This is a genomic window from Leuconostoc pseudomesenteroides KCTC 3652 (genome assembly GCF_014634745.1).
Lineage (GTDB): Bacteria > Bacillota > Bacilli > Lactobacillales > Lactobacillaceae > Leuconostoc > Leuconostoc pseudomesenteroides.
In genome coordinates this window covers 372,567-396,820 of the sequence record NZ_BMBP01000002.1, presented here as the reverse complement: position 1 = coordinate 396,820, position 24,254 = coordinate 372,567, and the positions used below count along the sequence as shown (strand labels likewise).

Sequence of the window (24,254 nt, the reverse complement as noted above, 5' to 3'; positions counted from 1 at the left end):
AACCAAGTTCTAAAATAATAAAAGCCACCAAATTTCATTGTTTAATGAGAAAATTGGTGGTTTTTTAGTGTACTTTGGTCGTTAATTTGTAGGTGCGGTTTTGGCCTGGTAGCCATTTGATGGCTGTTAGCGGGTTAGATTTTACGCCCCAAATATCCAATAGAGCAGCAATAGCAATATGAACAGGTGCTTGTGAGTCGAAAGTAACGGTTAACTGGTTATAGATACCATCAGGACGACTTTCGGGTTTGACACTGAGTAATTTTTTGGTATTGTGGTAGATGAGGTAGCGATTGGCAATAAAATTGCCAGAAATTAACCAACCAAGATGACGAACATACACAATGTCACCGAGATGTCCAAATGTAAAGCTGATTGAGCCAACGATATGGCCACGGTAGTTAAGTGTGAATCGTGGTAAAATGCCATAAGAAGTTTGACGAATACGGACTAGCACATTGCCTGACATGTCTTGAACATGAAGCTCATCAGACTTTTTACCAGAGCGACCTGATACAAGGTAAGATGCCTTAAAGTCGGAGTCAAAAACAATATTGACACCATCATCAATACTATGTCGTTGTCTCAAATAATATTTTGTCATCTGCTAAGCACCTCTCATTCACCTATTATTTTATCATGAAAGAAGAAAAAAATGCCGTTAACTCACACAACTTGGGCACCAGCCGTCAAAGCAAAACTTACTTCGGATTATTTAGATCGTGTGGCAATATTTATTAATCAAACCTATCGTTTAACAGAAAATATTTTTCCGCCCAGAGAGAAAATATTTGCCGCTCTAGAAACAACACCACTACCTGAGACTAAAATAGTGATAATGGGACAAGATCCATATCATGAAGTTGGACAAGCGCAGGGTCTTAGTTTTTCAGTTCCTGACGCCGTTCCTGCGCCGCCGTCCTTGCAAAATATTTTAAAAGAACTGTCAACAGATATCGGGCAGCGTCAGTCTCATGATTTAACAAGTTGGGCAGAGCAGGGCGTTTTATTGCTCAACGCTGTACTAACTGTTCCGGAAGGACGCGCTAATGCACATCAAGGTTTAATTTGGGAACCATTAACTGATGCCTTGATTCAAATTGCTTCAGAAGATAGTACGCCGAAAGTCTTTATTTTATGGGGGAAATTTGCGCAGTCAAAGCGACGTTTTGTTGATGAATCAAAACATTTAGTTATCACGAGTGCTCATCCTAGTCCATTGTCAGCATATCGCGGCTTTTTCGGTAGCCAACCCTTTTCAAAGGCGAATGCGTATTTAAGGACACATAATCGAGAACCGATTGATTGGATAGAATAGTTAAAACATTCACAAAATAACTACAAAATCGCAGACAATTATGACTTGGTCTGTTACAATTAAGGTGTAAATGAAAATTTAATGATTCACAGTAGTGAATTTGGAGGAATTATGGAATTATTTGAGCAACTTAAAAACAAAATTAGTGGTCAAAATAAAACGATTGTGTTTCCTGAAGGAGAAGATGTTCGTATCCAAGGCGCCGCAGTTAGATTGGTAGCAGATGGTCTCTTGAAGCCAATTTTGTTGGGAGATGGCAAAGCCATTGCAGCTACTGCCACCGCTAATAATTTTGATTTGTCCGGGGTAGAAGTGATTGACCCTGCCAACTATGATGAAAGTGCGCTAGCGCAATTAAATGCTGCATTGGTTGAGCGTCGTAAAGGCAAGACGGACGCCGATACTGCTGCCAAATGGCTAAAAGATGTTAATTATTTTGGTACAATGCTTGTTTACACCGGTAAAGCTGATGGCATGGTTTCTGGGGCAACGCATCCAACGGGCGACACGGTTCGTCCGGCGTTGCAAATTATCAAAACTGCACCCGGCTCAAGCCGAATTTCTGGTGCCTTCATCATGCAAAAAGGTGATGAACGTTATGTTTTCTCCGATGCGGCTATCAATATTGATATTGACGCACCAACCATGGCTGAAATTGCTGTGCAATCTGCCAAGACTGCAAAAGTCTTTGAAATTGACCCTAGAGTAGCCATGTTGTCATTTTCAACAAAGGGTTCAGCTAAATCACCCTTGGTAGATAAAGTTGCCGAAGCGACTAAGTTAGCTAAAGAGTTGGCGCCAGAATTTGCTGACGTGATTGATGGCGAGTTGCAATTCGATGCTGCCTTTGTGCCGACAGTTGGTGCAGCTAAGGCACCTGATTCAAAGGTTGCTGGGCACGCCAATACATTTATTTTTCCAAGTTTAGAAGCCGGAAATATTGGCTACAAAATTGCCCAACGACTGGGTGGTTACGAAGCAATTGGTCCGATTTTGCAAGGTTTGGCAAAACCTGTTTCTGATTTGTCACGTGGTGCCAATGAAGAAGATGTTTATAAGGTTGCTATTATTACTGCAGCACAAGCATTGGCTTAAATCGTTTAATTGATAAAAAAAGGAATCCAAGATTATTCTGGATTCCTTTTTTGTGTCACAATAAGCGACTGTCGTTGGTTAAACGTTGAAAACGTGGCTTGTTCATCGTCCTTAAAAATTGAAAATAGTTCGGTAGCATTCTTTTCAGAAAGTTTCACGGACCAATCGCCAATCGTTAAAAAATACTGATCAGCCATGTCGTAAAATTGCAGTTTTGCTATTTTACCTTGATGATCAGCCATCAAATCGTATACAGTCTTTTTTGTCATATCATTATTCAAATTGGGCATCGTAAAGTCGTTTGTATATTCCTTGTTTCTGCAATAGTGAGTCATGTGTACCAGTTTCAGCAACTTGACCGTCGTTCATCACAATAATCTGATCAGCCTTATGAACGGTGCTCAGTCGATGAGCAATGACGATTGCCGTCTTTGCTACCATTAAATTGTCGAGTGCATGCTGAATTGTTTTTTCGGACTCATTATCAAGTGCTGCAGTTGCTTCATCAAGAATGACAATCGGTGCATCCTTGAGTAGGGCACGCGCAATTGATAAACGTTGTTTTTGACCACCTGATAGTTTTAAACCGCGTTCTCCAACTTGCGTTGCCAGTTGATTGGGTTGTTTAGCTATGAAATCCGCAATGTCAGCGCGCTTTGCTGCTTGCCAGATGGCTTCTTCATTGGTATTGTTACTGCCATACATAATATTGTCAGCGATTGTGCCATCGACAATCGTGACATCTTGGCTAACGACAGAAATATGTTGTCTGAGGTCTGAAATTTGAAAAGTACGAATATCAATGTTGTCAAATAAAATATCGCCTTTACTACGATCATAAAAACGAGTGAGTAGTTTGATGATTGTTGATTTTCCTGAACCGGAACGCCCCACTAAGGCGGTGGTTTTACCGGCTGGAATTGTCATACTAACATCATTTAAGGCATGATCTGAACCCATTTCATAATCGAAAGTTACATTAGAAAGCTGAATATGTTGCTGGAGTGGATTTGGGAAAGGTTGAGGTGTTGTAGGTTCAAGTATCTTTGGCTCATAACTCAAAATATTTTTAATGCGATCATAAGAAACTTGGGCGGTTTGAAACACATTCATGAGCATTGAAAACGAACGGATAGGATCTTGTAGCATTGCCACATAGGCCAAATAAGCAACAAGATCACCGATTGTCATGGCTTTGTTCATGACTAATAAGGATCCAAACAATAGCACAATCGCTGTACCAATTGTATTGATTAGTGTGACTAGTGGTTGGAAAATGGCTTGCCATTTAGTTGCTTCTAGTGAGTAACCATTAGATTCTTCAGCGATTGATTCAAATTTAGTCGTTTCGGCATTTTCAGTTGTATAAGCTTTGATCAGCTCAATTTCAGTTAGCGTTGCTTGAAGTTGATTATTAATTTTACTTTGGGCGTATCTGACATTAGAATAAGCTTCTCGAATATGGCCGCGAAAAAAACGAATTGTGACAAACAAAATTGGGAAGGTGATTGATACCATTAAGGCGAGTTGCCAATTTTGAATAAACAAAAAAATTAGGACACCAACGAAAGTAAAAATATTGCCAATAATGCCAAAAGTATTGGAGCTAATCAGCATTTGCAAATTGCCAATATCACTCGTTAAACGCACCATGAGATCACCAGTTTTGGCATCTTGAAAAAATGCGTAATCTTCTTTTAAAATAAAGCGATAGGTTTTGATACGTAATTCAGTTATTGCACGTTGCGAAAGCATTTGCATCATGTAAGTTGAGGCAAAGCTGACTACGCCTAAAAAGATTGTGACTATTAACAGACCAATAACATTAGTGTATAGCGCCTGTTGTTGACTATTAGGTAAAGCGTGATCGATAATGTTTTTTGTAAACTGTGGGACCACAAAATTTAAAACAGCCATTAGAGTCAACAAAAAAACATTTAAGATGACTAAACCACGTCTTTTTAAGACCGAACCAAATACAAACCGTAACATTTCAATAGCAGTCGTATCAGATTGGGCAAGTTGTTTTTTAATTTCTGTGGGACTCATTCGTCCATTTGGATTTCTCATAATGAAGCTATTATACGCTTTTCAAGGAATAATTGGCTACCAATCCATAATAGAACGACCAATGACGATAAGTGCAAATAATAATAAAGCACATAAATAACAAACGCCAGCCATTAACCACCAAGTAATTCGCATATTATCGCCTCCTCAAAAAGTATTCTCTCACTTAAATATAATGTCAAATTGTGAAAAATCAAAGAAAGCGCATTGCAGTTAAGAAAGTGATAACTTTTTTTAGAAATTCTTTATGAATTAAACACCTGACAGGCTCAAATTACCTTCCAGAAAAATTGAGTGTTTTGATTTTACCATACTTTAAGAGAGCAGGTTGGTTGACAAGAAAGCGCTTTCATGATAATTTTTAGTTAATCTATTACTAAAATATTAATGAGTTTAGGAGAGTGAAATGGGAATAAACAATGTTTTGCATCGTCGGCAATATAAAATTGTAATTGATGACACAATTAGCGGATTAAACTTAGATATGCTAGGTGACTTAGGTATCTGGAGTAACCCTAAAAATAAGCATTACCTTTTAACATTAAGATCAAATGAAGATCCGAATACAGATATTGGTACATTCATCAAGATTTTTGAAAAGAAGACAGGATTAACCTCTGATAATTTTACAATCCAGTCTCAAACCGGACCATTGACATTACAAAGAGGGGTTGATGATGAGTGGTTTTAAATGATTGAAAAAAACGACGCAACCATGTTTGTGGTAAGGTCGTTTTTTGTTTGAAAAACGGCGTTTTAGTAATGATAGATGAGATCAAATGTTTTGACAATATATGATTGATAAGTCGTTAAATCAACATTTATGCAAATAAAAAAACGTTTCCTCAACATTTGTGAGAAAACGGGGAATATGCCGATGACAGGAATCGAACCTGCACGATGTTGCCATCATACCGACCTGAACGGTACGCGTCTGCCAGTTCCGCCACATCGGCAAATCAACTCCCTTATTATACCCGAAAAAAAGAGGGTTGACAAATTTTCTCAATAAGGTATTCTAATGTTACGTAAGAAAAGGAAATAGTAATGACAGTATTCACATTCAATCTAGCTTCTTCCTCCACTCAATCACTCGTGTGATTGGGATTCTTTGCGTATGATAACGTGGAATTGCTGACGACATGAGTTTAACAACTGATGTCGTCTTTTTGTATACTGAAAGGAATGGTCATGGTAACGTATAATTTTTCGGCGGGTCCGGGTGTACTTCCGACCCCAGTTATTTACCAAATTCAGGCAGATTTGGCACAAAATGAATTCACACATCTGTCCATTTTGGAAATTTCACATCGTTCGGCACAGTTTGAAACAATAATGGCCAGTGCGCAGCAACGCCTGCGCGATTTGATGTCTATTCCCGACGAATATGGTGTTGCATTTGTTCAAGGCGGTGGTTCGTTACAATTCGAAATGGTACCGTTGAATTTGGCAACCGACAAACAAAGCATTGCGGTTCTTGATTCCGGCAATTTTGCGGCTAAAGCGGCACAAGCTGCTCAAATGCTAGGTAAAAAAACGACAATTGTTGGCTCAAGCAAGCCACAACATTATCGTTATTTACCAAAATTAGCGGGTGATTTTGATGCGAATGCTTATGATTACTTGCATATCACGACTAACAACACAATTGAAGGCACAACCTATCATCAAGATAAATTGCCGCAAACAACTGGTCGTTTAACGGCTGATATGAGCTCGAACATTTTGGCAGAACCTTATGATATAACTCAATTCGATGCCGTTTTTGCCGGTGCTCAAAAGAATCTTGGTCCTGCTGGTGTGACACTGGCAATTATCAAAAAAGATTGGTTAGCTTCGCAATCTATTGAAAACGTCGGTCCAATGATGCGTTATCAAAATTATTTAGATAAAGATTCAATGTATAACACACCGCCAGTATTTGCCATTTACGCCCTTGACTTAGTCTTGTCTTGGGTACAAACAGAGGGCGGTGTTGATGAAATGACGCGTCGCAATCGCTTGAAAGCAGCTAAACTGTATGACTTTTTGGACGAATCCCGTTTGTTTGAAGCACCAGTAAAAGCTTCAGATCGTTCACTAACGAATATTGTTTTCACGACCAATGATGCGGAACGTGATGCACAAATAACTGCTCAAGCAAAAGAAAATGGTTTGTTTAATCTTGGTGGTCATCGTTCTGTTGGTGGTTTTAGAGCGTCACTTTACAATGCTCAACCAATGGCAGCCGTTGATGCGCTGATTGAATTTTTAAACAAAGTAGAAAAAGGATAAGCAATGACTAATATAAAAACGTATAATGCCATAAGCGGCAAGGGTTTGGATTATTTATCGCAACATGGTTACGATATTAATGCGCAAGACTCACCCAAGGGAATTTTGTTACGTTCACAAAATTTATTTGACGAAGTGATTCCAGATACTGTAAGAGCCGTTGTTCGCTCGGGTGCTGGTTTTAATAATATTCCGGTTGCAGATTTGTCAAAACGGGGGATTGTTGTCTTTAACACGCCTGGTGGTAACGCAAATGCTGTTAAAGAATTAACGATTGCCTCATTGATTTTAGCTGCTCGTCCGGTAGTTGGGGCAATCAAATTTGCTAACCAGACACGTGGTGGGGATGTGTCTCTGCGGACTGAATCAAATAAAGGCGGCTACCGAGGCACAGAGTTGGCTGGTAAAACGCTTGGCGTGATTGGATTGGGGAATGTGGGATCTAAGGTCGCCAACACAGCTTTGGCTTTGGATATGGATGTGATTGGTTATGATCCCGGCCTAAATGCTAATACAGCATGGCGAATAGACCGACACATTGTTCATGCGCGTAATGTTGAAGAGGTTTTGCGCCGAGCCGACTATGTGACCGTCCATATTCCAATGGAAGAAAAGAACGATCACTTTATTGATGCTGGCAAATTGCAATTAATGAAACCAGAAGCAGCATTATTGAATTTGTCACGTGGTGGTATTGTCGACGATCACGCGGCTAAAGCCGCATTAGATAGTGATCAACTTCGTATGTATATTACTGATTTTGCCGATGATGTTTTGTTTGATAATCCTAAAGTTATTATTACACCACATATTGGGGGCTCAACAATTGAAGCCGAAGATACAAGTGCTCTGATGGCAGCCAAGGAGTTAGATGAATATTTAACTAGCGGTAATATTATTAATTCTGTAAATTATCCTGATGTTAATGAACCATTTACCACCAACTATCGTGTTGGTATAATTCATGAGAATGTACCAAACATGATTGGTCAAATCTCTGCCTTTTTTGGAGATAATGGCATTAACATTGAGCAATTGAGCAACCGCGCTGTTGGACAATACGCCTATACTTTGGTAGCCATCAATGATTTTACATCAGCGCAACAGGAACATGTCAAAACAGCTTTGGATGAAATTCCACACGTGATTTTAACAAGACGTTATCAAAATCCAAATATGATGATTGGTGATTAAAGGAGATATTATGACACAAGAATTACAAGAGCAAGCCATTGCACAGTTAGCAAAGCGTGGCGTTGAAATTGAAGATATTGCAGAAGGCACTCGTAATTTCTTAACTGACAAATACCACGATGAGCTTGATGAACAAACATTGACACAAGCTATTTCACGTGTGTTACACAAAGATGAAGTAGCAGATATTATTTTGACAGCGCTTTATTTGGATGAGCAAGCGGAAACGATGCCAGATGATCAACCGTTAAAACGTCGCCTGCAACGAGATGCTAATGGCCACAATGTCGATGAAATTTTAGCGATTGCAATTACCCAGCAATTCTCTGCAGCTGCAACTGTTCATTACGGTTTATTAGATGACTTGAAGCCAGGATTGATTGGTGTTATCAACGATAAAACAGATAGTATTAATGTTTATCTTGACGATATCTTGGCAGCGCTAATTGCCAGTGCTGCTATGACCTACTTGGAATTACTGGGTGGTAATAACTATTAAACGCAGCAATGCGTTTTTTTTGGACACAAATTCTTCATAATGCCTAAAATTCTTACTTATCTCAACATGATTAGGTCAATAATTATTCACTTTCATTTTTTAAAATAGAAATATAATATGACTGGTTAGAAAGTGAAGGGGAGAAAGAACAATGGATATGGCACCTCAAAAACATTATGTTTGGGTCAATCAACGGCGCACAATTGCATCACTTATGTTAGCGAAAGAAAAAGATTGGGAAGCAAAAATTGATAAAGTTTCGGACAGAAATGCTGCCGAATTCACGAATCAATTCGATTTTGACTTAATTTTTCATCCTGATAAAATTGTCCGAGATGAAGTACTTGAGTCAACACGAAGATTGCAAGTGCCACCCCATCTCGTTAATAATACCGACGTTCAAACTGCTCTGGAAAAACTAAAAAAATGTTTCAGTACAGCAAAATCCAATGATGAATTAATAACAGCGCGTCGTTTCTTGCACGACACAATGCTGGCATCAGAAAAAGTGCATCAAAAAACACTTCGGCAAGCTAAGATGACCCTTTACGACGTCATGCCAGTTGGTAATGAGACAAAAGTTAGACAAGCGGTATTGTCATTATCACAGTTATTACTCCATCCTGAATCCAATGTTGATGAATTAAAAGCAGCGATTTCTAAATTGACAAGTACAACTGTTTTGGCACGAATTGATAGAAAAATAGCTTTAACCGATTTAAATGCGGGGCCAAGTACCAGGTTATATAGGAGAATGTCTGATGCACAATTGTTGCGAACAAATCAAATTAGTGATTTAACAAATTTAGCACCCAAATACCGTCGTGATTTAGGCGCATTATTAAAGCATTATAAGCTTTTATCTTCCGAAAATGTGTACCAACAGTTGAACACGATGTTACTGCAAGCAGCCAAAAAACGTCATGAAAATTGGGATGAATTGTATCAAAATGCTGAAAAAGAACTTGACGTATTATTGCAACAACGTGAAAAATTCGATCGTGATTTAGAAGAAACAATGGCAAATATGGGGACAAGTAACGTTGCAAGGGAACCTGAAGTTAAAATTGTCATTGAATTTATTCAAGCCATGTATAAAGGCGCCATGGCAGATGAACAATTTGTGCTTAAATTATTATCTGAACGTGTGACACAGGCAACAATTGAACGTGAAAAAGCAGTTGAGTTTGCTGAGACCTATCTTAATGGTCTCTACATGAGTCGGTGGTCGGAAGACAATGATGTTCAAATTGATGCACTTGTGTTGGACAATACATTATACGATAGCAAGGCGACAATCTCTTCTATCTATTCTCTAACCAATCGATTGAGATCATCCGTACGTCGGAAACAAGCGGAGTTGGATGAGGCGTTGAAGTTAGCACGTCAGTTGCTCACGACAATGAATGGCTCGCGTCAAGATAAAGAAATTGTTAGCGACATCAAATATTTAAAACAAACTATGAAGTCAGTAGATTCAAAAGCCATCATGGCTGCCTATCAGCAATTGCAAGCCACTCAGAAAATGATTAGCGCATCAACAAAAACAGAGAAAAGTCAGCTAGATCTTCTTTTAGAGGAAGTTTATCAAAGTAGTGTGGCCAATGAACCCACTTTACAAAAATTAATTGCCCACATTCATACTTGTGAGGGATTTGCCGCCATGAAAAAAACACATCGTGACTTGTCAGAGACATTTATTGATTTGCAAACAGCTAGGCAAGGCGTGAATGCGATGGCAACTATGCTATTGAAACAATCAAATAGACGTGTTTTTAAAAAAGAGTTAATCGTGCAGAAAGCACAGAAGCAGTTGTTGTCTATATTAGATGATACATCAACGACTGCTGAAATTTTAGCCGCTGTCAGGAATCTACGTGGGGCCCTTGATCAAGTAAAGCTGAGGTTACAACGGTTAGCCCGATAACTATCATATCGGTCAAGCTGGTAAATCGTTCGTTTTTTTGATAAAATAGATTGAATATTCATATTTCAAGGAGATGACACAATGTCAGGACATAGTAAATGGCATAACATCCAAGGTCGTAAAAACGCCCAAGATGCTAAGCGTGGTAAGATTTTTCAAAAGCTGGCACACGACTTATATGTTGCTGCAAAGGCTGGCGGTGCAGATCCAGAGATGAACGCATCATTGCGTTTGGTTGTTGAAAAAGCTAAGGCAGCTAACATGCCAAAGGACAACATTCAACGTGCACTTGATAAAGCATCTGGTGCCGGTGGTGCAAAGTTTGAAGAAGTGACCTATGAAGGTTATGGCACAGCCGGTGTCGCTGTGTTAGTTGAAGCATCAACGGATAACATTAATCGTACAGTTTCTACCGTTCGTAATTCATTCAAACATGCTGGTGGTGCTTTAGGCACATCTGGTTCAGTTGCTTTCCAATTTGACCGAAAAGGTTACTTAGCAATTGATCGTGAAGCGTATCCTAATTTGGATGAAGACACCGTTTTGGAAGCAGCATTAGAAGCAGGCGCTGAAGATGTTCAAACAGCTGATGAAGTATTTGAAATTTACACTGATCCAGCAGACTTTCAGACGGTTGAAGGCGCTTTGACTGAAGCTGGTTTTGTCTTTGAAGACGCAGAGATTACGATGATTGCGCAGAACCCAATGACAATTACCGATGAAGATCGTGAAAAACTAGATCATTTGGTTGATGAACTTGAAGAAAACGAAGACGTTTTGGCTGTTTATACGACGGCAGACTGATTTAAAAGGACATTATATGTCCTTTTTTATTTTTATAAATTCGATGAGGCAAACGTTTTAAACGATAATATTAGAAATTAACATCACTTTTCTCAAAAATAAATTTATGATTATGGTAAAATAAATAGGTAAAAGGCGTTTATCACAATTAATGTTCGTGTTTTACACAAAAATGAACGATGATAGAGGGACACTCACGGATAGGCGCAAACAGGTTAGTTATTCTGAATGCAGAATGCTGGCTTTCTCCGACAAACCTATCCCGTCTGAAAGCAGCTATCGGCGTAACAGGAGAAAAATATGTCTGGTGTAATTGTTGTTGGTTCCCAATGGGGCGATGAAGGTAAAGGAAAAATCGTTGATTTTTTCGCTGAACATGCGGATGCTGTTGTCCGTTACCAAGGTGGTAACAATGCGGGACACACGATCTGGCATGGTCAAACAAAATTTGAATTGTCTGCATTACCATCTGGAATCATCACGAAAGGTCAACTAGCAGTACTTGGCAACGGCGTTGTTGTCAATCCCGAAGCACTTTTAGCTGAAATTAAGGAAGTTGAAAGCCAAGGAATTACGATTGAGAATTTGCGTATTTCAAACCGTGCACATGTTATTATGCCGTACCACATTGCGTTGGATAAGGCTTCTGAATCTGCTTCAAATAATCGAATTGGTACGACCAAAAAAGGTATCGGTCCTGCCTACACGGATAAAATTTCACGTGTTGGTATTCGCGTGGCTGATTTGATTGATCCAGAAGTATTTGGTAAGTTGCTAAAAGAATACTTGCCATTTAAAAATGCCCAATTGACTAAATTGTATGGTGAAGAAGCGTTAGATTACGATGACATTTACCAAACTTATGTTGAATATGGTCGTCAGTTGGCACCTTATGTGACAGATACATCTTACTTGTTGGGGCAGTTGATGAAAGATGGCAAACGTGTTGTATTTGAAGGTGCACAAGGTGTGATGCTTGATGTTGACCACGGTACGTATCCTTATGTGACAAGCTCTAATCCAACAGCAGGTGGTGTGATGAATGGTGCGGGTGTGGGACCAAAGCAAATTCAAGATGTTGTTGGCGTTATTAAAGCTTATACATCTCGAGTTGGTGAAGGACCTTTCCCAACAGAATTGTTTGATGATATTGCTGATCATATTCGCGAAGTGGGTCACGAGTACGGCGTGATTACTAAGCGTCCTCGTCGTATTGGCTGGTTAGACGCGGTTGCTTTGCGTCATGCGGTGCAAGTTTCTGGTTTGACTAAGTTAGCCATTAACTCATTGGATGTTTTGTCAGGTTTGAAAGAATTAAAAATTGCGACTTCGTATACTTATAAAGGTGAAGAAATTCATCATTTCCCAGCTTCAGATACTTGGTTTAATGGATTGGACATCAACTGTGAAACATTGCCAGGTTGGGATGAAGATATTACTGGTGTGACAACATTTGAAGAATTACCAGTCAACGCGCAACATTACCTCCAACGTATTTCTGAATTGTTGGAAGTTGATTTGTTAAGCTTTGCCGTAGGACCAACGCCGGAACAAACCCATTTGTTGGAACCTGTTTGGCATGAATAAGGTACATCAATAGAACCGAAGGTTCTTTTTTATTGCAAAAATATACACTTAAAATTGTTTTATACAACTTAAAATTGTATATAATCATTATTTTATTGCATATTTAAACAAGGCGCGCTAATATAGAATCAACAAATAATTAAAACAAAAAACAGCGAGGACATTATCATGACAGAAAAATTAGTATTAGCTTATTCAGGTGGGTTGGATACCTCAGTAGCCATTCCTTGGTTGAACGAAAAAGGTTATGACGTTATCGCTGTCGTTTTAGACGTTGGTCAACATGGCAAAGATATGGACATGATTCAAGCCAAGGCATTGCAGGTTGGCGCCACACAGTCGATTGTTATTGACGCAAAATCAGAATTTGCTGAGCAATACGTCGCACCAGTTATCAAAGCAAACATGATGTATGAAGGCGAATATCCAATGGTTTCTGCTTTGTCACGTCCTTTGATTATCAAAAAATTGGTTGACATTGCACATGAAAATGATGCCGTTGCCATTGCTCACGGTTCAACTGGGCACGGTAATGATCAAGTACGGTTTGAAGCAGCTATCCATGCGCTTGATCCTGAAATGAAAATTGAAGCACCAATTCGTGATTTCCAATGGTCGCGTGAAGAAGAAATTGAATACGCCCATGCACATGACGTGCCAGTGCCTATTGATTTGGACTCACCTTACTCAATTGATGAAAACTTGTGGGGACGTGCTAATGAAGCTGGTATCCTTGAAAACCCATGGAATCAGGCACCTGAAGATGCATACGCCTTAACACAGGCTATTGAAAACACACCTGATGTACCAGAATTTATTGATGTGACATTTGAACAAGGCGTGCCGGTAGCGTTAAATGGTGAACAATTGCCACTTGCTGAACTAATTGTTGCCGTCAATGAAATTGCTGGTCAACATGGTATTGGTCGAATTGACCATATTGAGAATCGTCTGGTAGGCATCAAGTCTCGTGAAATTTATGAAGCGCCTGCTGCTGCGGTGTTGATGACCGCGCACAAGGATCTCGAAGATTTGACGCTCGAACGTGATGTGGCTCATTTCAAGCCATTAATTGAGCAACAATTAGCTAATCTCGTTTATGAAGCAAAGTGGGTGTCACCTTTGTTTGATAGTTTGATGGCTTTCGTTGATGATACACAAAAAAATGTGAACGGTGTCGTTAAGATGAAGCTTTATAAAGGTAATGCCATTGCTGTTGCGCGTCAATCAGAGCAAAATTCATTATATAACGAAGATTTGGCAACTTACACGGCTGCATCATCCTTTGATCAAGAAGCTGCTGTTGGCTTCATCAAGTTGTGGACGTTGAGTAACACGGTGTATGAACAAGTGAACCATGTTCATTCACAACCAAAAAAAGATACAGTGAAATAAACAAGCGCTTCGGCGCGTACATAGTTTTGAAGAAGGGAAAGCACTGTTGCATTGCGCAGTGCAAAAAATTGATATGAGTGATAAATTATGGGGTGGTCGTTTTACTGCCAAAGCATCTGAATGGGTTGATGAGTTTGGGGCGTCGATTCATTTTGATCAAAAAATGGCGGCTGAAGATTTAGAAGGGTCAATTGCCCACGCAAAAATGCTGGGCAAACAAGCTATTATATCAAGTGACGAATCAGCACAAATTGTGGCTGGTTTAGAAAGTTTGCAACAAGAATTAACAGCAGGTAATTTGACATTTGATGTTAAAAATGAAGACATCCATATGAATATGGAAGCTTTATTGACAGAAAAAATTGGCGCTGTTGCTGGCAAACTTCATACTGCGCGTTCTCGAAATGATCAGGTAGCAACTGATTTTCATCTTTGGGTAAAACACCGTTTGCCACATGTGATGTCAGCCGTGACCGACTTGCAGAGTGAGCTATTATCATTGGCAGATAAACACGCTGGCACGATTATGTCTGGCTATACTCACTTACAACATGCCCAACCTATCACTTATGGTCATTATTTGTTAGCGTATTTCAACATGTTCCAACGTGATTACGAACGTTTTGAATTTAACCAAAAACATACAGACATTCTGCCACTAGGTGCTGCAGCTTTGGCGGGTACCACATTTCCCATTGACCGTGAATTTGTTGCGGGTGAGCTAGGCTTTAGTGATATTTATCATAATTCGTTAGATGCTGTGTCAGACCGTGATTTTGCATTGGAATTTCTCGGCAATGCCTCGATTTTGATGATGCATTTATCACGTATGGCTGAAGAGTTAATTTTATGGTCGAGTTATGAATTTAATTATATTGAATTGTCAGATGATTTTTCAACAGGCTCTTCAATTATGCCTCAAAAAAAGAACGCTGATTTCGCGGAATTGGTGCGGGGTAAAACTGGTCGTACTTATGGTTCATTATTGGCGCTATTGACGACAATGAAATCTTTACCACTTGCTTATAACAAAGACATGCAAGAGGATAAGGAACAAGTTTTTGATGTGATGGATACCGTGATTGCCTCGGTGAAAATATTTACTGGCATGTTAAATGGCTTGACGGTTCATGAGGGACAGATGTTAGCTGCAACGCAAGATGACTTTTCAAATGCGACAGAACTCGCTGACTATTTAGCCACCAAAGGCGTGCCTTTCCGTGAAGCACATGCGATTGTTGGTCAACTAGTATTGAAGGGCATTCAGACACACACACCATTGCAGAAAATGACTCTGACCGACTTACAAGCTGCTGCACCTCAAATCGAAGCTGATATTTATCAAATTTTGGCTTCAGAAACGGCTGTTAATCGTCGCACATCACTTGGTGGTACGGCTGTAACCAACGTCAAAAAAGAAGTAACACGCAATTATAAAATTCTGGAGGAGCGCCAATGAATTCACATTTCCAAGGTAAATCATTTTTGAAAGAGATTGACTATACTAAAGCAGAGCTAGAAACATTGATTGATTTGGCAGCGCATTTAAAGTCACTCAAACAACAAAATATTCCCCACCAGTATTTGGCGGGTAAAAATATTGCCCTATTATTTGAAAAAACGTCAACGCGGACACGTTCGGCATTCACAGTTGCAGCCAATGATTTGGGTGCACATCCAGAATTTTTGGGTCACAATGACATTCAATTTGGCAAAAAAGAATCGCTACAAGATACAGCAAAAGTTTTAGGCAGTATGTATGATGGTATTGAATACCGTGGTTTTTCTCAGAAAATTGTTGAAGAGTTGGCAAGCACGAGTGGCGTGCCGGTGTGGAATGGTTTAACAGATGAGTGGCATCCGACACAAATGTTAGCTGATTTTTTGACCATCAAAGAACATTTTGGTCATTTGTCAGGTATTACGTTGGCTTATTTAGGGGATGGCCGCAATAATGTTGCCCACTCTTTGTTGGTGACTGGCGCTATTTTGGGTGTTAATGTTCATATCGTGGCACCTAAAAGTTTGCAGCCAACTGATGATGTGCAACACTTGGCAAAACAAAAAGCTGCCGTATCTGGTTCCAAAATAACTATTACCGATGATGTTGATTTAGGTGTTTCAGGCGCAGATGTTTTGTACACAGACGTCTGGGCGTCAATGGGTGAGGAAGACCAGTTCGCACAACGAATCGAACTATTGTTACCTTATCAAATCAATCATGAATTGGTAGTAAAAACGCACAACGATCAAGTCATTGTCCTGCATGACCTGCCAGCATTTCATGATGTGCAAACGACAATGGCACAAGATATTTATGACAAATACGGCCTGACAGAAATGGAAATCACTGACGATGTCTTTAACGCACCTTATGCACATCAATTCCAACAAGCAGAAAATCGTTTGCACACAATTAAAGCAGTGTTAGCTGCGACATTAGGGAACCTTTATTTACCAAATCCTAACTAACAAAAAACAGCCGTCAGGCTGTTATTTTTTTATTTTCAATTGTGAAACAAGTGCAGCATCAGGGGTCACATAGAGTGTTTGCTGACCCTCAAAAATGACAAAACCAGGTTTTGCACCGTTTGGTTTTCGCAATTTACCAGCAGGTAAATAGTCAACAGGAACATTAGCCGAATCTCTGGCTTTACTATAATAAGCAGCTAATTTGGCTGCCTCGATAAGTGTTGCTTCTGAGGGATTGGCGTCATGAATGATGACGTGTGATCCAGGAATTTTCTGAACGTGTAACCAAATATCGCGACGATCAGCTTGCTTAAACGAGAGACGTTCATTCTGCAAATTATTCTTTCCGACTTCAATGAGCGTACCATCGCTACTTTCGAATCTGTCGGGGTGTGACACTTTAGGTCGCTGTTTACTTTTCTTTTTGGTTCGAATATAGCCTTCTGTTGTTAATTCAATGCGGATATCCTCAACATCTTTTGGTGAAGCCACATCTAATTGCGCCATAATATTGTTGAAATATGAAATTTCAGCGTCAGTGAGCGCCAACTGTTCATTGACAAAGTCAACTGCTGTCCGCAACTTTCGATATTTTGTGAAATATTTTTCCGCATTTTTGAGCCCATTAAGTTTAGGATCAAGTGTGATTGACAGTAAATTGTTGTTATCGTAGTAGTTTTCGATTTGTACGCTTGTCATGCCTTTTTCTACAAGGTGAGGATAGGTGATGAGCAAGTCGCCTTTGACTTTCAAATCATCGGCATTTTCAGCGTCTGATAGCGTATTTAAAAGCTTTTTACGTTTTGTGATATTTTTTTTGAGCTCGTTTTTAACAACGCGGACCAATGATCCGGCTTGTTGATTAACACGCTCACGCTCAGCTTTACCAACGTAATAAGCATCTAACATTTCGCCAATTGTGTCAAATGATTGCGCGCTTGTAGATTCTTGTTGCCAATTAAATGCTGCATAACTGAGTCCACCGTTGGCTGATGTAAACAAGGTCGGTTGTGGCTTATCAAATTGTGCCAACCAATGGCGTGCATTTGCCAAGTGGTCGCCATCCTGATTGATAGCGCGGGCTAAAGCCTGCGCACTGTCATGACTAAATCCTTGAAAGGTACTTTGAATTTGCTTTGCCCAATTGTCGAACGGCTCATCTAAAATCATAGCAGCTAAGCTGTCTAAACCGCTCTGGAAAGGATTTAACAAATTTTGCGCTGGCGGCAAAATATAAGTTGCGCCTGGGAACAATGAGCGCACGCGATTTTGGTCAGCAGGTACATGCTTGATGAGTTCTAGAATACGATTATCATGCTCACGTACGAGAAAAAGGTTAGAGTGGCGTCCCATCATTTCAAGCGTGAGCCGGATTTCTTGTACATCGCCTAATTCGTCGCGTGCGTTAACATAAAAATTGATAATACGATCATTGTCAACTTGTTCAATTCGTTGTATTTTAGTACCTTCCAAATAGCGTCGCAAAAACATCACAAAATTTGGTGCGGTTTGTGGATTTTCGTACGGAATATAGGTGATTTGTGCGCGTGCGTAACTTGGATGCGCGCTCAAAAGTAGTGGATAATTCTGCCCGTTGTTACGTACGACAAGGACAATTTCGTTTGAATAGGGTTGATGTACTTTGGTGATACGGCCACCCGTTATCAATGTATTAAGCTCATGAACGATGGCATGAGTGAAGAGTCCATCTAACGGCATTTGATTAGCTCCTGACTAATTTTTTTAAAAGTTGATTTAACAGTTTAAGCCTTGATATATCAACGTTTTATAAAGTTTCTTTTTTAATAAAGATAACTATTAAATACTATTGTTTTCTATATCATTTGTACACTTCATAAATTGTTTAAGAGAGATATCGTTTTGTCTTCTTCTTTGTCACGAAGTGACTTTAGTAAATGAGAATAAACTTGTTGAGTAATAGACACATCAGCACGGCCGAAACGTTCTGTTCTGATAAATATTGAATCACAACGCCTCTAGAAATTAAGTGAGAAGCGTGAAAATGTCGCAATGCATGAAATGTTACATCTTTAATTCCCAACTATTTTATTGTAACATGTAAAAACGTGTTACTCCTTGAGCGTTTGAATTGATAATATAATCATTTTTTTTGTTTTAATATTTTTCAGTATTTTTAAAAGTGTATCGTCAACTTTTATTGTCCTGATACTTTTTTTGTTTTTGGTGCTCTTTCATTGCGAAACTTATCAAGTGACTTAGTTATGGATAATTCTTTATTTTTGTAATCGTAGTACTGCTACTTTACCAAAAACGCAATCCAGTGTGAATTGAAATTATCATTGCAAAAAAACATAGTTTTCTAAATAATGATCATAAGCGTAGTTTTCGAGTTTTGTCATCTCGTCAAACTCTAAAAACTTCATATTGCTATCTTTTCCATCTAAATTAACTGTTTTAACTCGGATGGTGGGTCACGTTTTATCATGCCCTCTGCATAGGCGCCTTTGAGTGATTGAGCAATATGAACACGACGTTTGTTAACCGTTTCTTTGCTGCGATTACTTTCCATAGTCATTTACAAACTTCTGAAAGTCACTCCTATCAAAATCAGCCAATCTCATAGTTGATAAATACTTTTTGATACCATGTTCTGTATTGAAACAAGATAGTGGGAGCAGTATCTGTTTTGAAAATTGAAGCCATAGTAAAGACCTCCTTAAAAAAAGGGGGGCTTATATCTGTTATAATCCAATAGAACGCCCTGTGTGTTCATTTTACCGTTTTTTTAATAACGCTAACTGAAATTGGTTCATATCAGTTTCAACAGGGTAGTATGAATAACTTGCTGAAATTACTTTATATTTTTTTTGAACTTGTTCAGGAATTTTACTTTCAACTTCGTGATTATTCTCTAAATTAATGGATTTTTGCCGCCCCCAATTTAATCCAATGACAACGTAAGTTGCTTCAGAATTGTTGATAATCCTATCTAAATATATTTTTTGTTCTGGATATGCTTTATCTGGTACATTGGTCCTTTCAAAATATTTGAATTTTTCTGACACCTTTATTGGTGTATATCTTTCAACTCCCGCATCAACTATGTTGTAATATACAAGACTTTCTAATTTTGCATCAGAACATTCTCTATTTATTATTTCTCCAAATAGTTTTGGAGCAACTGGATTTTTGCTCCAAATATAAGGTGCTTTAGAAAAAAATGGGTTTTGTATAATCGGGAATAGAGCGAGAAGCAACAAAATCCAAAGATATGATTTATTAATATTGTTTACCAATGCTACTGTGCTAATAATTATGATTAAGATTAGTATTGTATAAATCTGTAAAAAGGAATAAAGTCTTGCTTGGCCAACTAAATATGTGACAATGAATGATATTAGCGAAACTACTAGCAATAGTTCCGCTAATTTTTTTTGTAAACGCCATAATATAAATATGCCTGCTAAAGCTAAACTAAATAGCCAACTGTTAGTTGTAATGGTTTGAAATGAAGTGTTTATAAATGAGATAATTTTTTCGTTGATAGTGGTATTACCACCATATGCCATAATGTTTACTTTAAAATAAACGTTATATAGATTCTTAAGAGCATGGTGGTAAAAAAAATAGAAACAAATAACCGAGCTCATTACAGAAAAAGAGAGGAGCGAATCAACCACAAATTTTATTAAATATTTATAGCGTTGATGGGTTAACAAGAATAAAAAAATAAATATGGATGCACCAATTAAAGGGCCCAATAGCGTAAATTTAATCCAGAATACCATGCCAATTGTTATTCCAAATATCACAGCACGATAAAATTCATTTTTCATTGGCTCAGTGCTGACACTTATTGCGGTTAATATACCTAACAGTGACCATGTAATTGCGAACTCTTCAGGAGAGCCACCAGTTTCAAAAGACTTATCGATCATCATAAAAAATGGTAGAACAGTAGCGATAAAGGGATTTATAGAATTGTTAAAGCATTTCATTAAAATTCGATCTGTTATAAAAAATATGGCTAAAAAGTTAGCGATTTCAATACAAAACAATCCGAAATATCCGTGAGAACTTATCACATTCGCAATTAAATTATAAATAAATAGTATTGGACCTCGCTGCTCAAACATATGTAAATATGGAATATTGCCTGATAACCAACCTCTGCCAATTTCTAGCATGGCATTAGTATCCACCCAAATATTTCCTTTGCTCAATGGACTAGACGGAACTATTATTAAAGAAACCAAGATAAGGAGAAATATAGCGATATATTTTACATAATTACGGTTATAGTTGTTATTTTCAGAAATTAATGGTGTCATGTTAAGGTTATCTTTCTATTTTCAATAACTCAATATTAGCAAACAAATTAATGTTGTGAATATTTTTTTAATGGGAACATAATTTTTTTCGTTATCGGCAAAGTGTAAGACATAGATTGCAGATCCTTTATGGTTGATTTTAGTCAATTACCATTAAAGGCTCTGCAGTTTTTTTATGTAAAGAGTTCGGTTTAATTTTGCAATCTGCCATTTTTAAATATCGACTCTTTCATTGTATCACGTAATGATAAGCGACTTGCTGACATTAAAAAACCACCTGTTGGTGGTTTTGGATTTTAAATTTGTTTAAGGCACTTGCCAGTAGTAACCATCAGGTAAAGGTTGACCCGGTGCAATGATATGAGAATGTCCTTTTCTGGTAGCCCATGTGTAACCATTTTGAATAGCCCACTTAGCGTGATCAGTCGAATTAACATTGGCACCTGAATTATTATCGGTTACAGCAGCTGTCGATTGTGCTTGTTGTGCTGCTGCCGATGAGCTGGCTGCCGCAACAGCCGCTTGCGATGATGCAAGCGCTTCTGAAGAAGTCCGTGACGCAGCTTCACTTGCTGCACGTGATTCATTTTCTGCTGATTCACGTGCAGCAATACTGGATGAAGATTTAATTGACGCACTAACTGCTTTAGAACTCGCTTCCGCTGCTAAATTTTGATAATACGTTGACTGTGATTTAGTATATTTCAGTTTTTTTGAGGATGCTTTTGATGCGATATCATGCATTACCGACGGTGCTATCGCATTTGAATTGGCCCAAGAAGACTTTAGCTTTGAAACAGCGAATAAGTATACTTTAAAACGCTGATTCATTTGATAATTTGTTGCATTTTTTAGAACATGCGGATCAATGGCTAAGCTGAATTTGCCATGATTCATAGTTGCCCATGTTTTATTTTTGGTTGATTGTGCAGCGTTAATACCATAGTTAGCATTCTGTTTATCTGCAGTTGTTGCATATATCTTTGTGCCAGTTGGGGCTTTAGAAGTGCCCTTAATTATCCATTTTGCTTTGTCGTCTGTTTTGACACTGGTAATTTTAACTTTATACAGTTTGTGTTTTGTTAAAAAAGTGCTTGCGTCGACATTAGAATTAACTGTATTAAAAGCAGAAAAACTAACAAAAATAGACAGCAAAAAAATGATGATCGGACTTGAATGATGATTCATAGTCCTTGAACTGTTTTGTTTCATCTCAAAAATTCTCCCAAAACTTTTTAACGTGAACGCTTGGCACGTATTCGGGCAATAGTCATTTTGAGATTTAAAATTCTGGATTGTCGTATGAGTCACTTAATCAGTATGTATCCCAAAGCTTAAATGTAATTATACAATTTTAGTACCGTGTACTTCAGAAATACCGAGTATATCAGCAATTTTGTCAGCATTATCGCGTGTTACGCCACCGCCAGGTAAAATGGTCATACCAACCGGTGCATGATCCACAAGAAATTTTAATTGTGGCAAAAGTTCAGTGATAGGCGTTGTTAGGCTGCCGCCATGGGTCAAAATACGCGTAACACCATGTGCAAATAACCAGTTCATAGCTTCTTGTTGTTGGTCTTTGACAATCTCATCAAATGCCATGTGCATAACAACATCTAGCTTGAGGGTATTAGCCGTTTCGATGAGTGTCGACATCATATCCATGTCGAGTGCTCCGTTTCGAACGACACCAAAAGTGACACATTGACCGTCTAAATCTGCAATGATTTGTAGCGTTTCTAGCATTTGATTTAATTCAGTATTGTCGTATGCAAAATCGCCGCCACGAGGACGAACCATAACGACAACCGGAATATTACCAGCAACAGTTAATGTGTCAATGACAGTTCGAGTATCAGGGGTAATACCGCCTAAATCAAGGCGGGCGTTTAATTCAATTCGGTTAGCACCACGTGCAATCATTTCTTGGGCGCGATCAGCAGAGTCAACCGCGGCTTCTTTGATTTTTATAGTCATAGATCCTAAATTAAAGTTATTTCGCAAACAAAAAAACCTGTTCTACAAATAGAACAGGCATCATTGTTACTTCTTATCAACAACTTGCTTGCCGTTATAAACACCAGAAGGTGAGACGCGGTGAGCAACACGGTATTCACCAGTTGTCTGATCCAACAAAATGTTTGGAACATTCAAACCAATGTGTCCGCGGCGATTGCGCTTGTGAGACTTTGAATTCTTGTTTGATGGGGTAGCCATGATAGCACCTCCTTTCGTTTCAATTTATCAACTAGTCAAGTTTACCGAAATTTATAACATTTGTCAATAGTTAAACTCTATTTAATGTCAAGGGTATTTACTTGACATAAGTTACTATAAATTTTAGGTTTTGATAAAGCTTTATTATCGTTATTATATCATACTCCGATCGTTAGTGTAGATACAGCAAGTGAAACCGGCTTTTTGTCACAATAAAGACATTTATAGTCCTTGTGTGTATGCCAAACGATAACGAATTGACGTGTTAAAATATAAGATGTAACAAATTGAGGAGGTGTTCGGATGAAGAAACAAAATTTAATTAGTGTAGGTGCCATTCATATAATTGTGGTTCTTTTCTTTTTGTTTGTTTACCTAACACCCACACATTTTACGTTTTTGATTTGGAACGTGTTTTTGGCACTGCTACCTTTGGATTTTGCTTTGGTCGTGGCATATACTAAGCGCGTAACGCTAGGGACGATTTTTAGTATTTTATGGTTGCTATTCTATCCAAATACGATGTATATGATTACAGATTATATTCATTTACAATACATCGGTATTGGTTTGACAGTCCGTATGCAATATTTCAATTATGCGGTTTTGTCGGCAGGTATCTTTATCGGTGTTGTGTTAGGTATTTTAAGTTTAGAGCTTATTTTTAAACATTATTTTGACAAACGCCACGATGTGTTAGAATTATTCCTTATGGCTGTTTTGTCGATATTATCGGGTGTTGGCATATATATCGGCCGTTTTCTTCGCTTGAATTCTTGGGATGTTTTCACAAGATTACAACATGTTTTAAGTTTAATAGCTGAATCGTTCAGCATGCATATGATTGTTTTTGTCACGTTGTTTGCTGGCGTTCAATTCGCTATTTTGGTCATCAGTCATTATGGCGTTCGTTTAATACAGAACACAGTTGACAAATGATCAATGAGGTAGTAAACTAGTATCTGTTGAACAAGTAGAAGCACCCGCTTCTCGCCAAGTGATAATGTTGCTTGGCAGATACAGTTGTACGTTAAGTACTGCAAGTGTTGAAGTGGGTAAAGATTAAGTTCTTGCCCACTTTTCTTC

General features: G+C 38.5%; 22 protein-coding genes and 1 tRNA gene. 13 read left to right on the top strand and 10 right to left on the bottom strand.

Annotation, left to right across the window (positions count from 1 at the left end; translation table 11 throughout):
• Nucleotides 1-64: 64 nt before the first annotated feature.
• Nucleotides 65-604: an LURP-one-related/scramblase family protein gene (locus IEU65_RS04285; RefSeq protein ID WP_010291839.1), complete on the bottom strand. Its 540-nt coding sequence runs from the start codon at nucleotides 602-604 to the stop codon at nucleotides 65-67.
• Between the two features lie 51 nt (nucleotides 605-655).
• On the opposite strand from IEU65_RS04285, the gene IEU65_RS04280 reads away from it, so the two are divergent.
• Both IEU65_RS04280 and pta read left to right on the top strand, forming a co-directional pair.
• A complete protein-coding gene (locus tag IEU65_RS04280; protein WP_010291837.1) occupies nucleotides 656-1,318 on the top strand; it encodes a uracil-DNA glycosylase in 663 nt (220 codons plus the stop codon).
• Between the two features lie 111 nt (nucleotides 1,319-1,429).
• Nucleotides 1,430-2,413 (top strand): phosphate acetyltransferase, encoded by a 984-nt coding sequence (pta, locus tag IEU65_RS04275; protein ID WP_010291835.1) that lies wholly within the window; start codon nucleotides 1,430-1,432, stop codon nucleotides 2,411-2,413.
• A 32-nt stretch (nucleotides 2,414-2,445) separates the two neighbouring features.
• Here pta and IEU65_RS04270 read toward each other — a convergent pair whose 3' ends face one another.
• Nucleotides 2,446-2,682, bottom strand: a complete 237-nt coding sequence (locus IEU65_RS04270) for a hypothetical protein (protein WP_031941276.1) — start codon at nucleotides 2,680-2,682, stop codon at nucleotides 2,446-2,448.
• 4 nt (nucleotides 2,683-2,686) lie between these two features.
• Nucleotides 2,687-4,483, bottom strand: coding sequence for an ABC transporter ATP-binding protein (locus tag IEU65_RS04265; protein WP_147651875.1), 1,797 nt, complete (start codon nucleotides 4,481-4,483; stop codon nucleotides 2,687-2,689).
• Between the two features lie 406 nt (nucleotides 4,484-4,889).
• Between IEU65_RS04265 and IEU65_RS04260 the strand changes: the two genes are divergently transcribed.
• Nucleotides 4,890-5,174 carry a hypothetical protein gene (locus IEU65_RS04260; protein ID WP_010291829.1) on the top strand — a complete coding sequence of 95 codons (285 nt, stop codon included), beginning with the start codon at nucleotides 4,890-4,892 and terminating at the stop codon, nucleotides 5,172-5,174.
• 181 nt (nucleotides 5,175-5,355) lie between these two features.
• Here the strand turns inward: IEU65_RS04260 and IEU65_RS04255 are convergent.
• A tRNA-Leu gene (locus tag IEU65_RS04255) sits at nucleotides 5,356-5,439 on the bottom strand.
• 235 nt (nucleotides 5,440-5,674) lie between these two features.
• Here IEU65_RS04255 and serC point away from each other — a divergent pair.
• The 9 genes from serC to argF all read left to right on the top strand — a co-directional run bounded on the left by serC (nucleotide 5,675) and on the right by argF (nucleotide 16,635).
• A complete protein-coding gene (gene serC / locus IEU65_RS04250; RefSeq protein ID WP_031941274.1) occupies nucleotides 5,675-6,757 on the top strand; it encodes a 3-phosphoserine/phosphohydroxythreonine transaminase in 1,083 nt (360 codons plus the stop codon).
• 3 nt (nucleotides 6,758-6,760) lie between these two features.
• Complete coding sequence (locus tag IEU65_RS04245) at nucleotides 6,761-7,951, top strand: 3-phosphoglycerate dehydrogenase family protein (RefSeq protein WP_010291821.1); 1,191 nt, start codon at nucleotides 6,761-6,763, stop codon at nucleotides 7,949-7,951.
• A gap of 10 nt (nucleotides 7,952-7,961) precedes the next feature.
• Nucleotides 7,962-8,450, top strand: coding sequence for a phosphatidylglycerophosphatase A family protein (locus IEU65_RS04240; RefSeq protein ID WP_010291819.1), 489 nt, complete (start codon nucleotides 7,962-7,964; stop codon nucleotides 8,448-8,450).
• A 157-nt stretch (nucleotides 8,451-8,607) separates the two neighbouring features.
• Nucleotides 8,608-10,377, top strand: coding sequence for a hypothetical protein (locus tag IEU65_RS04235; RefSeq protein WP_228934829.1), 1,770 nt, complete (start codon nucleotides 8,608-8,610; stop codon nucleotides 10,375-10,377).
• Nucleotides 10,378-10,458: 81 nt separating this feature from the next.
• The gene (locus IEU65_RS04230; RefSeq protein ID WP_010291816.1) at nucleotides 10,459-11,181 is read left to right on the top strand and encodes a YebC/PmpR family DNA-binding transcriptional regulator; all 723 of its coding nucleotides are present in this window, start codon (nucleotides 10,459-10,461) and stop codon (nucleotides 11,179-11,181) included.
• A gap of 300 nt (nucleotides 11,182-11,481) precedes the next feature.
• Complete coding sequence (locus tag IEU65_RS04225; protein WP_010291813.1) at nucleotides 11,482-12,768, top strand: adenylosuccinate synthase; 1,287 nt, start codon at nucleotides 11,482-11,484, stop codon at nucleotides 12,766-12,768.
• A 168-nt stretch (nucleotides 12,769-12,936) separates the two neighbouring features.
• A complete protein-coding gene (locus tag IEU65_RS04220) occupies nucleotides 12,937-14,163 on the top strand; it encodes an argininosuccinate synthase (RefSeq protein WP_010291811.1) in 1,227 nt (408 codons plus the stop codon).
• Nucleotides 14,164-14,236: 73 nt separating this feature from the next.
• Complete coding sequence (gene argH / locus IEU65_RS04215; RefSeq protein WP_031941273.1) at nucleotides 14,237-15,622, top strand: argininosuccinate lyase; 1,386 nt, start codon at nucleotides 14,237-14,239, stop codon at nucleotides 15,620-15,622.
• A complete protein-coding gene (gene argF, locus IEU65_RS04210) occupies nucleotides 15,619-16,635 on the top strand; it encodes an ornithine carbamoyltransferase (protein ID WP_010291807.1) in 1,017 nt (338 codons plus the stop codon). Before argH ends, argF begins: the two co-directional genes overlap by 4 nt.
• 21 nt (nucleotides 16,636-16,656) lie before the next feature.
• On the opposite strand, the gene IEU65_RS04205 is transcribed toward argF, so the two are convergent.
• The 6 genes from IEU65_RS04205 to rpmF all read right to left on the bottom strand — a co-directional run bounded on the left by IEU65_RS04205 (nucleotide 16,657) and on the right by rpmF (nucleotide 23,168).
• Nucleotides 16,657-18,354 (bottom strand): NFACT RNA binding domain-containing protein, encoded by a 1,698-nt coding sequence (locus IEU65_RS04205; RefSeq protein ID WP_147651869.1) that lies wholly within the window; start codon nucleotides 18,352-18,354, stop codon nucleotides 16,657-16,659.
• Between the two features lie 703 nt (nucleotides 18,355-19,057).
• Nucleotides 19,058-19,186: a hypothetical protein gene (locus IEU65_RS10465; RefSeq protein WP_277950316.1), complete on the bottom strand. Its 129-nt coding sequence runs from the start codon at nucleotides 19,184-19,186 to the stop codon at nucleotides 19,058-19,060.
• Between the two features lie 205 nt (nucleotides 19,187-19,391).
• Nucleotides 19,392-20,948, bottom strand: a complete 1,557-nt coding sequence (locus IEU65_RS04200; protein ID WP_010291797.1) for a hypothetical protein — start codon at nucleotides 20,946-20,948, stop codon at nucleotides 19,392-19,394.
• A 306-nt stretch (nucleotides 20,949-21,254) separates the two neighbouring features.
• On the bottom strand, nucleotides 21,255-22,160 hold the full coding sequence (locus IEU65_RS04195) for a hypothetical protein (protein WP_010291795.1): 906 nt from the start codon (nucleotides 22,158-22,160) through the stop codon (nucleotides 21,255-21,257).
• Nucleotides 22,161-22,292: 132 nt separating this feature from the next.
• Complete coding sequence (locus IEU65_RS04190) at nucleotides 22,293-22,928, bottom strand: copper homeostasis protein CutC (RefSeq protein ID WP_188352231.1); 636 nt, start codon at nucleotides 22,926-22,928, stop codon at nucleotides 22,293-22,295.
• Nucleotides 22,929-22,994: 66 nt separating this feature from the next.
• Complete coding sequence (gene rpmF / locus IEU65_RS04185) at nucleotides 22,995-23,168, bottom strand: 50S ribosomal protein L32 (RefSeq protein ID WP_004914654.1); 174 nt, start codon at nucleotides 23,166-23,168, stop codon at nucleotides 22,995-22,997.
• A 303-nt stretch (nucleotides 23,169-23,471) separates the two neighbouring features.
• Here rpmF and IEU65_RS04180 point away from each other — a divergent pair, with 303 nt between their 5' ends.
• Nucleotides 23,472-24,107, top strand: coding sequence for a DUF1361 domain-containing protein (locus IEU65_RS04180; RefSeq protein ID WP_010296416.1), 636 nt, complete (start codon nucleotides 23,472-23,474; stop codon nucleotides 24,105-24,107).
• The last annotated feature ends 147 nt before the right edge of the window (nucleotides 24,108-24,254 follow it).

Excerpts from the sequence above, each read along its gene's own strand:
- IEU65_RS04285 (WP_010291839.1), bottom strand. The coding sequence starts at position 604 with ATGACAAAATATTATTTGAGACAACGACATAGTATTGATGATGGTGTC.
- IEU65_RS04280 (WP_010291837.1), top strand. The coding sequence starts at position 656 with ATGCCGTTAACTCACACAACTTGGGCACCAGCCGTCAAAGCAAAACTT.
- pta (WP_010291835.1), top strand. The coding sequence starts at position 1,430 with ATGGAATTATTTGAGCAACTTAAAAACAAAATTAGTGGTCAAAATAAA.
- IEU65_RS04270 (WP_031941276.1), bottom strand. The coding sequence starts at position 2,682 with ATGACAAAAAAGACTGTATACGATTTGATGGCTGATCATCAAGGTAAA.
- IEU65_RS04265 (WP_147651875.1), bottom strand. The coding sequence starts at position 4,483 with ATGAGAAATCCAAATGGACGAATGAGTCCCACAGAAATTAAAAAACAA.
- IEU65_RS04260 (WP_010291829.1), top strand. The coding sequence starts at position 4,890 with ATGGGAATAAACAATGTTTTGCATCGTCGGCAATATAAAATTGTAATT.
- serC (WP_031941274.1), top strand. The coding sequence starts at position 5,675 with ATGGTAACGTATAATTTTTCGGCGGGTCCGGGTGTACTTCCGACCCCA.
- IEU65_RS04245 (WP_010291821.1), top strand. The coding sequence starts at position 6,761 with ATGACTAATATAAAAACGTATAATGCCATAAGCGGCAAGGGTTTGGAT.
- IEU65_RS04240 (WP_010291819.1), top strand. The coding sequence starts at position 7,962 with ATGACACAAGAATTACAAGAGCAAGCCATTGCACAGTTAGCAAAGCGT.
- IEU65_RS04235 (WP_228934829.1), top strand. The coding sequence starts at position 8,608 with ATGGCACCTCAAAAACATTATGTTTGGGTCAATCAACGGCGCACAATT.
- IEU65_RS04230 (WP_010291816.1), top strand. The coding sequence starts at position 10,459 with ATGTCAGGACATAGTAAATGGCATAACATCCAAGGTCGTAAAAACGCC.
- IEU65_RS04225 (WP_010291813.1), top strand. The coding sequence starts at position 11,482 with ATGTCTGGTGTAATTGTTGTTGGTTCCCAATGGGGCGATGAAGGTAAA.
- IEU65_RS04220 (WP_010291811.1), top strand. The coding sequence starts at position 12,937 with ATGACAGAAAAATTAGTATTAGCTTATTCAGGTGGGTTGGATACCTCA.
- argH (WP_031941273.1), top strand. The coding sequence starts at position 14,237 with ATGAGTGATAAATTATGGGGTGGTCGTTTTACTGCCAAAGCATCTGAA.
- argF (WP_010291807.1), top strand. The coding sequence starts at position 15,619 with ATGAATTCACATTTCCAAGGTAAATCATTTTTGAAAGAGATTGACTAT.
- IEU65_RS04205 (WP_147651869.1), bottom strand. The coding sequence starts at position 18,354 with ATGCCGTTAGATGGACTCTTCACTCATGCCATCGTTCATGAGCTTAAT.
- IEU65_RS10465 (WP_277950316.1), bottom strand. The coding sequence starts at position 19,186 with ATGGAAAGTAATCGCAGCAAAGAAACGGTTAACAAACGTCGTGTTCAT.
- IEU65_RS04200 (WP_010291797.1), bottom strand. The coding sequence starts at position 20,948 with ATGACACCATTAATTTCTGAAAATAACAACTATAACCGTAATTATGTA.
- IEU65_RS04195 (WP_010291795.1), bottom strand. The coding sequence starts at position 22,160 with ATGAAACAAAACAGTTCAAGGACTATGAATCATCATTCAAGTCCGATC.
- IEU65_RS04190 (WP_188352231.1), bottom strand. The coding sequence starts at position 22,928 with ATGACTATAAAAATCAAAGAAGCCGCGGTTGACTCTGCTGATCGCGCC.
- rpmF (WP_004914654.1), bottom strand. The coding sequence starts at position 23,168 with ATGGCTACCCCATCAAACAAGAATTCAAAGTCTCACAAGCGCAATCGC.
- IEU65_RS04180 (WP_010296416.1), top strand. The coding sequence starts at position 23,472 with ATGAAGAAACAAAATTTAATTAGTGTAGGTGCCATTCATATAATTGTG.